This window comes from Saccharopolyspora antimicrobica, from assembly GCF_003635025.1.
Taxonomy (GTDB): domain Bacteria; phylum Actinomycetota; class Actinomycetes; order Mycobacteriales; family Pseudonocardiaceae; genus Saccharopolyspora; species Saccharopolyspora antimicrobica.
Map to the genome: position 1 here is coordinate 2,193,636 of NZ_RBXX01000002.1, position 13,114 is coordinate 2,206,749.

Below are 13,114 nucleotides of genomic sequence, written 5' to 3' on the forward strand. Positions count from 1 at the left end.
CCAATAGCCGTCACCGATGGATTCTGGGCTCAGGTTAGCGCAGTAACTGCGATAATGCACTCACCTCTGCCCGAAAATTCACCTCGACGGCCCTGATCGGGTCATTCCGGCCGGACCAGCGGGAACAGGATCGTCTCCCGGATACCGAGACCGGTCAACGCCATCAACAACCGGTCGATACCCATTCCGACGCCACCGCTGGGCGGCATTCCGTACTCGAGCGCGCGCAGAAAGTCCTCGTCGACCGGCATCGCCTCGTCGTCCCCGGCCGCCGCGAGCGCGGCCTGTTCCTCCAGGCGAGCGCGCTCCACCACCGGGTCGACCAGCTCGGAGTAGCCCGTCGCCAGCTCGAAGCCGCGGACGTAGAGGTCCCACTTCTCCGCCAGCCCCGGCTGCTCCCGGTGCTGCCGGGTGAGCGGGGAGGTCTCCACCGGGAAGTCGCGAACGAACGTCGGAGCGGTCAAATGGTCGCCGATGAGGTGCTCCCACAGCTCCTCGACGAGCTTTCCGTGCCCGTGCGCCGGATCGGTCTGCAATCCGTGCGAGTCGGCGTGCTTGCGCAGCACCTCCACCGGAGTTTCCGGGGTGATCTCCGAATCGAGCGCTTCGGACAGCGAGTCGTACATCCGGATCGACGTCCACTCGCCCGACAGGTCGTACTCGGTTCCGTCGAACCAGGTGACCACCTGCGAACCGGCGATCTTCTCCGCGGCCTCCTGGATCAGGGACCTTGTCAGCGCGGCCATGTCGTTGTAATCGGCGTACGCCTGGTAGAACTCCAACATGGCGAACTCCGGCGAGTGGGAAGAATCACTCCCCTCGTTGCGGAAGTTCCGGTTGATCTCGAAAACCCTCTCGATCCCACCGACCACGCAACGCTTCAGGTACAACTCCGGTGCGATCCGGAGGAACAGATCCATGTCGAAGGCGTTCGAATGCGTCACGAACGGGCGCGCGGCGGCACCGCCCTGCAACGTCTGCAGCATCGGGGTTTCCACCTCGACGAAACCGCGCCGGTCGAACGATTCCCGCAACGAGCGCTGCACCGCGGCCCGAGTGCGCACGGTGTCCGCGGCCTGCTTTCGGACGATCAGGTCGACATAGCGCTGCCGGACCCGCATTTCCTCGCCGAGTTCCTTGTGCATGACCGGCAGCGGGCGCAGCGACTTGGCCGCCATTCGCCATTCATCGGCCATCACGGACAACTCGCCGCGGCGGGAGGTGATCACCTCGCCGTGCACGAAGACGTGGTCGCCGAGGTCGACGTCGCTCTTCCACATGGCCAGCGAATCCTCGCCGACCTGCTTCAGGCTGAGCATCGCCTGGAGCTCGGTGCCGTCGCCCGCGCGCAGCGTGGCGAAGCACAGCTTGCCGGTGTTGCGCAGGAACATCACGCGGCCGGCGACGCCGACCTGCGCGCCGGTGGCGGTGTCCGGCTCCAGCCCCTGGTGGGCGGCGCGGACCTCCGCGAGCTCGTGCGTGATGGGCAGGGTCACCGGGTACGGGTCGACTCCGGCGTCGAGCAGGCGCTCCCGCTTCTCCCGCCGGACCCGCATCTGCTCCGGCAGGTCGTCAACGCCGTCGTCGCTGGTTGCCGGGGGAATGGAACGGTCCTCAGTCACGGAGAACAAGGGTACGGTTCCGCCGTTTCACCGAATGAGCAGGGCCATCGCTCGGTGGCGCGGAGGTTTGGCGTCCATGGTCCGTGAGCGTTTTGGGGTGTTGTAGCGCCCCAGAACGCTCACGGGAGCTGACCGGGCGGAGCGTTCAGGCCCGGCTGAAGTTCCGGTCGTAGACCAGGCGCAGGCCGAGGAGGGTGAGGTCGGGGACGTGGTGGGTGATCGTCGTCGACTCCGACACCACCAGCGGCGCCAGGCCGCCGGTGGCCAGGACGGTCGTGGGGCCGCCGTGGGTGGCCTCCAGCTCCGCCACGATGCGGCGGACCAGGCCGTCGACCTGCCCGGCGAAGCCGTAGAGGATGCCGGACTGGAGGCACTCCACGGTGTTCTTGCCGATCACCGAACGCGGCCGGACCAGCTCCACCTTGCGCAGCTGCGCGGCGCGGGAGGCCAGCGCGTCCAGCGAGATCTCGACGCCGGGGGCGAACGCGCCGCCCAGGAACTCGCCCTTGGACGAGATCACGTCGATGTTGGTGGAGGTGCCGAAGTCGACCACCACGCAGTTGGTGGCGTGCAGGTGGTGCGCGGCGAGGGTGTTGATCACCCGGTCCGCGCCGACCTCCTTCGGGTTGTCCACCAGCAGCGGGACGCCGGTGCGCACGCCCGGCTCGACGACCACGCGCGGCACGTCGTTCCAGTACCTGCCGAGCATCACGCGCAGTTCGCGCAGCAGCGCGGGCACCGTGGACAGGGCGGCGATGCCGGTGATCCGGTCGGCGTAGTCGCCGAGCAGGCCGCGCATGGTCAGCGCCATCTCGTCCGCGGTCATCCGCGGCTCGGTGCGCATCCGCCAGTCGTGCACCAGCGTCGAGGCGATGTCGGAGCTGTCCGACTCATCGTCGTAGAGGCCCAGCACGATGTTGGTGTTTCCGACGTCGATGGCCAGCAGCACCGCTTCGTCCTTCCGTGCCGGTTGATCAAGTAACTGTCGGCGTAGCCGTCCGCGCCTGTGCAAGCGGCGCCAGCCGCTTTGAGTGCGCACGCAGGTCGACCACCGGCGGGTTCTGAGTGCTTTCCTGGCGAGGACGGCCCCTCCGCCGTGTATCGGACACATACATCAGGAGAGGCACCCGCAGTCCAGGGAAGCACTCAGGTTCCGCTAGGCGACCACCCGAGCAACGCAACCACTGACATGCGCTCAGTGCTCGGGTTGCTGCAGGAGGGCGTCCAGCTTGGCCGCGTCGTCGGTTTCCGCCGGGGATTCGGCGATCACTGCGGCGCTGGTCAGGCCGGAGCCCTCCGGTGCGACGCCGGGCTGGTCGCCGGTCTCCAGGATCCGGTTGTCGGCGTCCACGAAGATCACCTTGGGCCGGAACGACCGCGACTCCAGCTCGTCCATCACGCCGTAGGACAGCAGGATCACGATGTCACCGGGCTCGATCAGGTGCGCGGCGGCGCCGTTGATCCCGATCACGCCGGAGCCGCGCTCGCCGGTGATCACGTAGGTCTCCAGGCGGGCGCCGTTGGTGACGTCCACGATGGCGACCTGCTCGCCCTCCAGCAGGTCCGCGGCGTCCATCAGATCGGCGTCCACCGTCACCGAGCCGACGTAGTGCAGATCGGCCTGGGTCACCGTGGCCCGGTGGATCTTGGACTTCAACATGGTGCGGAACATCGCTGACCTCCTACGGCCGGTACCGCATCGTCTCGCCGACGTATCTTGCGCGATGCCGCGGTGGCTCCCACCGTCGGCCCGTTCAGCCCTGCTGTTGCGCGCTCAGCAGCACCATGGCGTTGTCGAGCAGCCTGGTGGTGCCCGCGCGGGCCGCCACCAGCAACCTCGCCTCGCCCTCCGCGGGCACCGGCCCGAGCTCGGGATCCCGCAGCTCCAGGTAGTCGAGCTGCAGCGACGGCTCGGTGGCCAGCACCTCGCCCGCGGCCTTGAGCACCGCGTCCGCGCCCGCCGGTCCGGCGTGCGATCCGGCTGCCAGGGCGGCCGAGATCGCCAGCGCCGCAGCGCGCTGCTCGTCGCTGAGGTAGGCGTTGCGGGAGGACAGTGCCAGGCCGTCCGCTTCCCGCACGGTGGGGATGCCCTGGATGCGCGCGTCCAGGTTCAGCTCGCGCGCCATCCGCCGGATCAGCACCAGCTGCTGGTAGTCCTTCTCGCCGAAGAACGCCAGGTCCGGGCGCACGATGTTGAGCAGCTTCAGGACGACCGTGAGCACGCCGTCGAAGTGGCCCGGGCGGACCGCGCCCTCCAGCTGCTCGCCGAGCGGTCCGGAGTGGACGGTCAGCTGCGGGTCGGTGCCGTACATCTGCTCGACCGACGGCGCGAAGACCAGCTCCACCCCGGCATCGCGGCACAGCTGGAGGTCGGATTCGAAGCTGCGCGGGTAGCGGTCGAAGTCCTCGTGCGGCCCGAACTGCAGCGGGTTCACGAAGATCGACACGACCACCACCGCGTTGATGTCGCGGCGGGCCCGCTCGATCAGCTCCAGGTGCCCGCGGTGCAGGGCGCCCATGGTCGGCACCAGGTGGATCTTGCGGCCGGTGGCCCGCAGCGCGCGGGTGACCTTCGCCAGCTCGGCGGGTTCGCGGTGCACGGTCAGCGCACCGCGCTCGAAAGCTGCGCTCATCACGACTCCAGGGTTCGGCGCGTCGTGATCACGACGGCTCTTCGTCAAGTGCTTCGCGGACCTCGGCGGCGCCGTCCGCGCGCAGGACGCCCGCGCGCTCGCTCCGCTCGGCGGTCCGCCTGGCCAGCTCCCGGTAGCCCGCGACGACGTCCGGGTTCGCCTCGCGCAGGGCCGCGAGGTGCGCGCGGACCGTGCCCGCGTCGCCGCGCATCACCGGGCCGGTGATCGCGCGGTCGCCGAAGCGCAGCGCGTTGTCCAGCGACGCGGACAGGATCGGGGCCATGACGCGGTCGGCGTTGTCGATGCCCGCGCCGCGCAGCAGTTCCGCGCATTCGTTGACCAGGGTGATCAGGTGGTTCGCGCCGTGGGTGAGCGCGGCGTGGTACAGGCGCCGGGATTCCTCCGGCACGCGCACCGGCTCCATCCCCAGTTCCAGGGCCAGCGCCTCCGCCACGCTCCAGCCGGCCTCGTCCGCGGTGGAGGCCGTGACGGCCATGCAGGCGTTGCCGAGCCGCTCGACGTCCTCGGCCCGGCCGGTAAAGGTCATCGCCGGGTGCAGCGCCAGGGGCAGCACGCCGATCTCGGCCGCCGCGGCGAGCGCGGAGACCCCGTGCGCGCCGGAGGTGTGCGCGATGATCTGGCCCGCGCGCAGCGATCCGGTGGCGACCAGGCCGCGGACCAGGCCGGAGATCGCGTCGTCCGGGACCGCCAGCAGCACCAGGTCGGCCTGCTTGGCGACCTCGTCCGGCGGCAGCACGGCCACCTCGGGGAGCAGTTCTTCCGCGCGGCGCAGCGACGCCTCGGACACCGCGGATACCGCGACCACCTGGTGTCCAGCTCGCTGCAACGCCGCGCCCAGCACGGCACCCACCCGGCCCGCGGAGATCACTCCGACGCGCAGCCGAGGGCCCGTGCGACCAGACATCGCCACGTCGTCCTCCATACCGTTCCAGTCCCAACCTCCGGGTACCGGACAGCAGCGCGAGACTAGCTCGCCGACGACCCGCCGAAGGGTCCCGGGTGGCGAGCACCACGCCCCGTCCGGATCCGGCTGAGCGCGATTTCAATGGAAATCACACGTCTGATTTCCATTGAAATCGCGTGGATCTCCGTGCCCCGGCGGCCGACCCCCGGCGCCGACCTCCGACGGCCGACCCCCGACGGCCCGCCTCCGACGGCCGACCTCCGGCGTGTCGGGCCCGACGCGCCGGAGGGGCGCGCAACTTCCATTGAAATCGAAGGTCTGATTTCCATTGAAATCGCGGAGTCTCCCCGCCGGCGCACCTGAGCGCTCGCCCGGGTCAGTCGCGGGAGCGCTGGGGCGGGGGCTTGGGCAGCGGGCGCTTCATGTTGTGCTGGGTGAGCTCGTTGAGCTTGATCCGGGCCGTCTGGATCGCTTGCTGGGTACCCGCGGCCGAACGGCGGGCCTGCTTGAGCTCCTCGATCAGCTTCTCGCGGCGGGCCCGGCGGGCCGCGCTCGTCGTGCGGCCCTCGGCGGCGCGGTGCTGCAGGAACGCCAGCTCGGTGACCGCGATCTGGTAGTCCCGGACCGCCTTCGCCGCCTCGGTGCCCGCGCTGCGGCGCACCTTGCGCAGCCAGCCCTTCCGGCCCGCGAGGGTGGCCAGCATCTCCATCTCGCTGCGCACGATCAGGCCCGCCCGCTCCAGCACCGGCAGCTGCTGGATGACGATCCGCTGCTCGCGCTTGCGCTGCCACACCACCAGGCCGAAGGTGCCCATGAAGATCGGCACCATGATCAGGAAGTAGAAGTTGAGGAACTCCACGCCGCCCAGCAGCGTCGACGCGTTCCACGTCGCGTGCAGCAGGAACGCCGCGGCGAACCCGCCCAGCAGGTAGCCCAGGCGCAGCCGCTTGTCGTCGGTGCGCGAGGCGAGCCCGATGCCGATGCCGAACATGGAGCTGAACAGCGGGTGCGAGAACGGCGCCAGCACGCCGCGCATGATGAACACCGCCACCACGCCGCCGGCCGTGCCGCCGACGCCGCCGATCGCGAAGGCCTTGCCGAAGTACAGGATGTTCTCGGTGAAGGCGAAGCCCGCCGCGGTCAGCGACGCGTAGACGATGCCGTCCACCATCCCGTTGAACTCCGAGCGGCGCTTGAACCACAGCGCGACCACGAACAGCGCCTTCGCCGCCTCCTCCACCAGCGGGCCCACCACCGCGGTCAGGAAGAACTTCTGGTCATCGGGGCCGATCAGGGTGTCGGCGAGCTGGATGAAGGTGTCGTTGAGCAGCAGCGAGCAGGCGGTCGCCCCGCCCGCGCCCCACAGGAACGCGCCGAGCAGCAGCATCGGCGGCTCGGGCTCCCAGCGGTCGATCCAGATGATCGCGGCGAACACCACGCCGACCGGCAGCAGCGCCGCGAGCGCGCCGACCAGGGCGGGCATCAGGCCGACCCGCGACGTGGTGACACCGGCCATCACCAGTCCGCAGATCCCGAGCACGATCAGGCCGGCTACCGGCCAACCGACGGCGTGGTGCTTGCGGGTCTGGAGCTTGCGCGCGCCGGAGAGATCGGCGGCGTGCCCCCGGAGATCAGGACTCGACACGGACAAAACCCTAGAGAAGGGCGTCCGGGGTTGCCCGGACAGTCACCTTCTCAGGCGCGTCGCCGACGTCGGCGCGGCGTCTCGGGGGCGGCGCCGTAGGCCGCTATCAGGTCGTTCACCGAGGTCCCCTCGGCATGCGCCCCCGCCGGGTCCGGTGCGGGCGCGGGTGCAGGTTCCACCTGCGGCTTCGGCGGTTCCGGCGGGCGCTGCTTGGGTTCGGGGTGCACCTTCTCCGGGCGGCGCGCCTGCACCGGGCGGGACTGGTGCGCCTGCGCCGCCTGCGGCTTGACGCGCGGGCGCGGCTTCGGGCGGTGCTCCTCGCCGGCCAGCCTGTTGATCAGCTCGGTGTTCTGCGCGGCGGGCAGTTCCCGGCCCGGCGCCGGCTGGATGAGCTGGCCCTCGAGCTTGCTGCTGTTCTCGGTCAGCGAGCGGACCCGGGTGGACTCGGCGCGCAGCGCGACCCGCTCGAACAGGACGTCACCGCCGAGCACCTGCTCCAGGCTCGTCCGCAGCCGCTGCAGCTCCGCCTGCAGCGCCTTCAGCTCGCCGTCGGACTCCTCGGCCGCCTTCCGGCGGGCCTCGGCCTCCGCCTCCAGCTCGAACTCGCGGCGGGCCGCGATCTCCCGCTCCAGCTCGAGCTCGTAGATCCGCTGCCGGTCCTCGGCGTGCTTCTCGCCCTGCGCGACCCGGTGCCGCAGCCGGGCGACCGCGAACGCGCCGACCAGCGCCGACCACAGCGCGGCGACCAGGCCCAACCGCAGCAGGCGGGCGTCATCGCTGATCACCAGGACGGCGGTCGCGGCGGCGGCGAGGACGAGCGCGCCGACCCACAGGGCGGTCGAACCGCCGGCTCGGGTTTCGGTCTCGGTGGTGCCGCGGTCGGACATGCCCACCACGGTACCGGGCGGTTATCAGTTCGAGATCTGAAGGCGAGCAACGCGACTCCACTTTGGTCGCCGTGGCCCAGGCCACGTGCCGCCGAACGGCCGAACGGGGCGTCCCGGCGCTCGTCGCCCTGCCGCGATTTCGCGCGGGATCAGCGAGATCCGCGCGGCGGAGGTGACGATTTCGCGCGAAATCGCCGACCGCCGCGGAGCGGGGTCCGGCGGAGCGTTCGGCGGTGTCGGGACGGTCGGTGAGCGCGACGCGACCGGGCGTGTCGGGCTCAGTCCTCCTCGTCGTCGAGGGGCTCTTCCGGCTCGTCGGGGTTGCGCAGGGAATGCTCCAGCCACAGGCCCGCCGCGATCAGCGCCGCTGCGCTGATCAGACCGATCACCGCGGCGACGATGTCGGTCTGGGCCGCCGCCACGGTGCCGACGATCGGCAGCAGGTAGGCGCCGAGGCCGATCCAGACCCCGGCCATGATCGCGCCCGCCATCGAGGAGGCCTTGGCCAGCGCCACCGCGCGCGCCGCGGTCAAGGAGTTCACCGGCTCGGTGCCCGGCTTGCGCTTGATCCGGGGCCGCATGGTCAGCGCCAGGACCAGGTCCACCAGCGCGATCAGCAGCAGCGTCGCCCCGGCGGCCAGCGGCAGCCGCGGCAGGTCGCCGTAGGCGAGCTGGGTGAGCAGGAAGACCACGACCGCGGCTGCCACTCCGGCGGTGATCAGCTGGCCGGGCTTGGTGAAGGACAGGTGCTCTGCTCGTCGCGGTGCCACGGATCCAGGATCGCACCTGATCCGGCCGCGGGGAGTTCCGGCTGGCGGGCGGCGCGGAGGAGGGCCGCGGAAAAATCGTCTTGAGTCTCCCCCGACAGGAGGGTCGAAGGTGGACGACGTGAACGACACCGCCCGCTACACGATCGGCGAACTGGCCCGTCGCACCGGACTGAGCGTGAAGACGATCCGGTTCTACTCCGACATCGGTGTGGTGCCGCCCACCGACCGGACCGCGGCCGGCTACCGCCAGTACGACGTGACCGCCATCAGCCGCCTGGAACTGGTGCGCACGCTGCGCGAACTGGGGGCCGGGCTGGACGAGGTCAAGCGCGTGCTGGCCCGCGAGACGACGCTCGCGCAGCTGGCAGGCACCCACCTGGGGCTGCTGGAGGAGCAGATGCGCGTGCTGCGGACTCGGCGAGCCGTGCTGCGGGCGGTCGTGAAGCTCGACCGAACGACCGAGGAGGTAAGACTCATGCAGGAATTGGCGAAGATGTCCGATGAGGAGCGCAACCGGCTCATCGACGAGTTCTGGGACGAGGTGAGCTCGGAGGCGGGCCTGAACGTGAGCCCGGAGTTCACCGAGTGGATGCGCTCGGCGAAGCCGAACCTGCCCGACGACCCGAGCACCGAGCAGCTGGAGGCCTGGATCGAGCTGGCCGAGCTGGTGCAGGACGAGGACTTCCGGGCCACGGTGCGCGGGCTCTACCGGGAGCAGTCCGACCGCCGCGACGCGGGCGAGGCGATGGTCGAGCAGGACGAGGCGCCCAAGTGGTGGGCGATCACCGACGAGGCGAAGGCCGCCGTCGAGTCGGGCGTGGCGCCGGACAGCGCCGAGGCCCGGGCGCTGGCGGACCGGATGATCGCGCTGGCCACCGAGCAGTGGAAGAAGCCGGACACCCCGGAGTTCCGCCGCGAGATGGCCGACCACTACGAGAGCCACGACTCGCGGCTGTCCCGCTACTGGGAGCTGCTGGCGATCATCAACAGCTGGCCGCAGCACCCGGTCACCGACGCGGTGACGCGCTGGCTCGCCGCCGCGCTGCGGGCTTCCGCGCAGTGATCGAGGTGCCGAGGGGCCGCCGCTGCGAGGCGTAGCGCAGCTGGCACCGCTGCGGGCCCTCAGGGGCTCCCTGGCGAGGACGAATCTCGCATGGGGAACCCCTGAGGTACCCGCGACGCAGAACGAGCGTGGAACTGTGTCAGCCGACGTAGGCGAGCAGGCGGTCGGCCCTGGCCGGTTCCCGCAGCTTGCGGAGCACCCGGTGCTCCAGTTGGCGGATGCGTTCCCGGGTGACGCCGAGCTCGTCACCGATCTCCGCCAGGGTGCGCTGCTGGCCGTCGTCGAGGCCGCAGCGCAGTCGGATGACCTGCTGCTCGCGCGCGCTGAGCGTCTCCAGCACCGACTCGATCTCGTTGCGCAGCAACGAGGTTCCCGGCGCGTTGGGGTCGTCCGAGCGGGCGATCAGGTCGTTCAGCGTGGCGCCGTCCGGGCCGATCGGCTGGTCGAGGCTCAGCGGCTCCTGCGCCAGCGCGAGCAGTTCGAGCAGCTGGTGGAGCGGGACGTCCAGCGCGGCGGCGAGTTCGTGGTGCCCGGGCGTCCGGCCCAACTGCGCCGACAGGTCGCGGCGCTGTCGCGCCACCCGCGCGAGCTGGTCGGTGACGTGTACCGGGAGCCGGATGGTGCGCGACTGGTTGGCCAGCGCGCGGCTGATCGCCTTGCGGATCCACCAGGTCGCGTAGGTCGCGAAGCGGAAACCCGGGCTGTGGTCGTACTTCTCGACCGCGCGCAGCAGGCCGAGGTTGCCCTCCTGGATCAGGTCCAGCAGCGGCAGGCCGCGGCCGGTGTAGCGCTTGGCGATGCTCACGACCAGCCGGAGGTTGGCCTCCACCAACGCGGCTCTGGCGGCGCGGCCGTCCTCCGCGACGGCTCGCAGCTCGTCCCGGCGCGCGGCGGGGAGCTCTTCGGCGAGCAGTTCCTCGGCGCTCAGCCCGGCCGCGACGCGTTGCGCCAGGTCGGTTTCCGCAGCGTGGTCGAGGAGTTCGGCGCGACCGATCCCGGACAGGTACAGGCGCACCGGGTCGACGGCCGTCGCGGGCCGTTCGGTCCCGGGGACGTCGTCGATGTCGAGCGGCGGGGCTGCCACCTGCCAGGCCTCCCGGACTCGGGTGCGTGCCCTGCCAGGGTGCCGAACGGTGCTGGCAGCGCGCTGACGCGACGATCACCCGGCTCCGGCGGCGTAATCGCAGGCCGCGGGGCCGGTGCCGCGGTGTGGTGCCGGTGCGGTGCGGGTCCGGGTACGGCTGGGCGCGGCCGAGCGCTGTTGGTGTCGGCCCCGATCGGGATAGCCTTGCGCGGTGGGAGGGATCTGCCTTCGATGACAAGCCAGACCAGCACCGCGTTCGGCCGCTCCCGGGATGACGCGTGGTTCCGGCCGCAGCGCCGGACGGGCCGCATCGGAGCGGTCGGCCTCGGCCGCCTGCTCGCGTTCGCGATCGTCGAGCTAGCCGTGTGCGCCATCGTCTTCCAGTCCTGGTGGGCGGCGGTCGTGGGTGGACTGATCGGCGTCGCCGCGGCGGCGTTCCTCTTCGGTCGGCGCGGCGGTCGCTGGTGGACCGAGATCCTCGCGCTGCGCTTGCGGTTCCGCAGGCGGCGCGGCATCGTCGCCGCGCGCCGCGACGATCCTCGGCTGGCCGCGCTGTGCGAACTGGCGCCCGATTTCACCGCGGAAGACGTTGCGGGCGCGGATGATTCGAAGCTGGGCATGGGCAGCGACGGCGCGGGCTGGTTCGCCGTGCTGGAGGTCACCGCGGAGGACGGGCCGCTACCGCCGGTTCCGATGGCGGCGCTGGCGCGGATCGCGAACGAGCAGCCCGGCGTAGTGGTGCAGAGCGTGCTGCACAGCGCACCCCTGCCGGGCACGGTGCGGCGAGATCACGTGGTGTGGATCGCGGTTCGGCTGGACGCGCGGGCCGTTGCGTCGTCCGCGGTGGACAGCGGGGTCGACCCGAACGTTCCGGTGCTGCTCGCCGATTCGGCCCAGCGCGTCGAGAGGTTGTTCCGGCGCCGGGGTTTGCGGGCTCGCGCGCTGGACACCGATGGCCTGCTCGACGCGCTGGTGCGCTCCTGCGATCTGAGCGAGCCAGCGGACCGGCGACCCGTCCAGCCGCGCGAGGAATGGGATTCGTGGCGCTCCACGCGGTTGCGGCACGGCTGCTTCTGGATGCGGTCGTGGCCGAACCCGGAGCGCGGCTCGCTGCTGCTGTCCGCGCTGGCCGAGGTGCCGGAGGCGCAGGTCAGCATCTCGATCGCGGTGGAAGCGGGACTGCGCGGCACCGAGCTGTCCGGGCTCGTCCGGGTGGCCGCGGACGCGCAGCACTACGACAAGACCTGCGAGCAGGTGGCGCGGCTCGTCGAGCTCGCGGGCGGTCGACTGTCTAAGTTGGACGGTCAGCAGCTGCCTGCGGTGTACGCGTCGGCACCGACCGGAGGAGGCGCGCGGTGAACGAGGGCCAGCACGCGGCGGTGGCACCGCCCTCCCCTGCCCCGGAACCGGCGCCGAGCAAGCAGGTTCCGGTGATCTCGGCGGCGAAACCGCCGGTGATCACGGGCGAACGCGCTGCCGCACCGAAGCCCGATGACACCGCGTTCGCGCCCGCGCTCGGTTCGGCGGAGTGGCACCAGCAGGCGAGCGGCGCGGTTCTGACCAGCGCTGCTGCGGTGTCCGCGCCGGTGGCGCAGGCCGCTGCCGCGCCGTTGCCACCGGGTGGGCCGGGGCCGCACGAGGACGACACGCCGACCGAGGTGGTGCGCAAGCCGCGCGGTTGGCGGCCGCGCAAGCAGCGCTCGGTGCCCCGGCTCGACATCGGCAGGCACCTGGCCACCGAGGCGGATCTGGAGCTGCTGCAGCTCACCGGCACTTCCTTCGGCTTCCCGCTGGGGCGCAACCAGGCCGGATTCCCGGTGACGCTGACGTTGTTCCAACCCGTCCCGGTGTCGATCGCGCTGGTCGGTGCGTCCTGGGCGGCGCGCTTGCTGGCCTACCGGGCGCTGCGCTTCGGCGCGAAGGTGCACGTGTTCACCGACCGCCCGGCGGGCTGGGCGGATCTGGGGCGCGCGGCGACCGACCGGGAAGACCGGGTGGCGGTGCTGGAACCGGGCGCGCTGACGAGCGTGGCCGCGACGGCGGATGCGCCGATCCTGTCGTTGTACGACGCGGAATCGCCGCCACCACCGGCGAAGCCCGCGCCGTGGCAGGCGCGGGCGATGGTCCTGCACCGCTTCACCCCGCACCGATCGGAGGCCGCTCTGAGCGCGGACGTCCTGCTCCTGCAACGCCTCGCGCCCGATGAGGCGGCCGCGATCGCCGCGGCGCGGCGGCTCACCGCCCAGACTGCTGAGCAGTTGCGGGCGATGCACGACGACATGCTGGCGGTGCTGACGAAGTCGGAGAACCACTACGTCTGGGTCACCCCGGAAGAGCGCGAGCAGGACGAGCTCGGAGCTCCCGGCCGGTACTGACCGCAGGCGCGATCGGCACGAAGGTTTTGGTCGTCCATGGGCCGTGAGTGTTTTGTGTTGCTATGACCGCACAAAACACTCACGGTCGCTGTGCAGGCGGAACTCCGCCC

General features: G+C 71.2%; 12 protein-coding genes. 3 read left to right on the forward strand and 9 right to left on the reverse strand.

Going from position 1 to position 13,114, the window contains the following annotated elements; all coding sequences use genetic code 11:
• Nucleotides 1-101 precede the first annotated feature (101 nt).
• The 8 genes from lysS to ATL45_RS10790 form a co-directional block, all read right to left on the reverse strand.
• Nucleotides 102-1,556: a lysine--tRNA ligase gene (gene lysS, locus ATL45_RS10755; RefSeq protein ID WP_439332486.1), complete on the reverse strand. Its 1,455-nt coding sequence runs from the start codon at nt 1,554-1,556 to the stop codon at nt 102-104.
• 211 nt (nt 1,557-1,767) lie between these two features.
• Complete coding sequence (locus ATL45_RS10760; RefSeq protein WP_093156492.1) at nt 1,768-2,571, reverse strand: type III pantothenate kinase; 804 nt, start codon at nt 2,569-2,571, stop codon at nt 1,768-1,770.
• Between the two features lie 246 nt (nt 2,572-2,817).
• A complete protein-coding gene (gene panD / locus ATL45_RS10765) occupies nt 2,818-3,294 on the reverse strand; it encodes an aspartate 1-decarboxylase (RefSeq protein WP_093156490.1) in 477 nt (158 codons plus the stop codon).
• A gap of 82 nt (nt 3,295-3,376) precedes the next feature.
• Nucleotides 3,377-4,255 (reverse strand): pantoate--beta-alanine ligase, encoded by an 879-nt coding sequence (gene panC, locus ATL45_RS10770; RefSeq protein ID WP_093156489.1) that lies wholly within the window; start codon nt 4,253-4,255, stop codon nt 3,377-3,379.
• Between the two features lie 28 nt (nt 4,256-4,283).
• Nucleotides 4,284-5,180 (reverse strand): Rossmann-like and DUF2520 domain-containing protein, encoded by an 897-nt coding sequence (locus ATL45_RS10775; protein WP_093156610.1) that lies wholly within the window; start codon nt 5,178-5,180, stop codon nt 4,284-4,286.
• Nucleotides 5,181-5,556: 376 nt separating this feature from the next.
• Nucleotides 5,557-6,825 (reverse strand): PrsW family glutamic-type intramembrane protease, encoded by a 1,269-nt coding sequence (locus ATL45_RS10780; RefSeq protein WP_093156608.1) that lies wholly within the window; start codon nt 6,823-6,825, stop codon nt 5,557-5,559.
• Nucleotides 6,826-6,875: 50 nt separating this feature from the next.
• On the reverse strand, nt 6,876-7,712 hold the full coding sequence (locus tag ATL45_RS10785) for a DUF6779 domain-containing protein (protein ID WP_246025268.1): 837 nt from the start codon (nt 7,710-7,712) through the stop codon (nt 6,876-6,878).
• Between the two features lie 278 nt (nt 7,713-7,990).
• Nucleotides 7,991-8,482, reverse strand: coding sequence for a DUF3180 domain-containing protein (locus tag ATL45_RS10790; protein WP_246025269.1), 492 nt, complete (start codon nt 8,480-8,482; stop codon nt 7,991-7,993).
• A 118-nt stretch (nt 8,483-8,600) separates the two neighbouring features.
• Here ATL45_RS10790 and ATL45_RS10795 point away from each other — a divergent pair, with 118 nt between their 5' ends.
• Nucleotides 8,601-9,545: a MerR family transcriptional regulator gene (locus ATL45_RS10795; protein WP_093156605.1), complete on the forward strand. Its 945-nt coding sequence runs from the start codon at nt 8,601-8,603 to the stop codon at nt 9,543-9,545.
• Between the two features lie 139 nt (nt 9,546-9,684).
• Here ATL45_RS10795 and ATL45_RS10800 read toward each other — a convergent pair whose 3' ends face one another.
• Nucleotides 9,685-10,629 carry a sigma-70 family RNA polymerase sigma factor gene (locus ATL45_RS10800; RefSeq protein WP_177242037.1) on the reverse strand — a complete coding sequence of 315 codons (945 nt, stop codon included), beginning with the start codon at nt 10,627-10,629 and terminating at the stop codon, nt 9,685-9,687.
• Nucleotides 10,630-10,860: 231 nt separating this feature from the next.
• On the opposite strand from ATL45_RS10800, the gene ATL45_RS10805 reads away from it, so the two are divergent.
• Both ATL45_RS10805 and ATL45_RS10810 read left to right on the forward strand, forming a co-directional pair.
• Nucleotides 10,861-11,988 (forward strand): type VII secretion protein EccE, encoded by a 1,128-nt coding sequence (locus ATL45_RS10805; protein WP_093156486.1) that lies wholly within the window; start codon nt 10,861-10,863, stop codon nt 11,986-11,988.
• Entirely contained in the window at nt 11,985-13,004 is a 1,020-nt protein-coding gene (locus ATL45_RS10810; protein ID WP_093156484.1) for a hypothetical protein, read from the forward strand. The genes ATL45_RS10805 and ATL45_RS10810 overlap by 4 nt, the downstream gene beginning before the upstream one ends.
• The last annotated feature ends 110 nt before the right edge of the window (nt 13,005-13,114 follow it).

What these genes read in the sequence shown, in the direction of transcription:
- lysS (WP_439332486.1), bottom strand. Translation starts at nt 1,556, where the DNA reads ATGCGGGTCCGGCGGGAGAAGCGGGAGCGCCTGCTCGACGCCGGAGTC.
- panD (WP_093156490.1), bottom strand. Translation starts at nt 3,294, where the DNA reads ATGTTCCGCACCATGTTGAAGTCCAAGATCCACCGGGCCACGGTGACC.
- panC (WP_093156489.1), bottom strand. Translation starts at nt 4,255, where the DNA reads ATGAGCGCAGCTTTCGAGCGCGGTGCGCTGACCGTGCACCGCGAACCC.
- ATL45_RS10775 (WP_093156610.1), bottom strand. Translation starts at nt 5,180, where the DNA reads ATGTCTGGTCGCACGGGCCCTCGGCTGCGCGTCGGAGTGATCTCCGCG.
- ATL45_RS10785 (WP_246025268.1), bottom strand. Translation starts at nt 7,712, where the DNA reads ATGTCCGACCGCGGCACCACCGAGACCGAAACCCGAGCCGGCGGTTCG.
- ATL45_RS10805 (WP_093156486.1), top strand. Translation starts at nt 10,861, where the DNA reads ATGACAAGCCAGACCAGCACCGCGTTCGGCCGCTCCCGGGATGACGCG.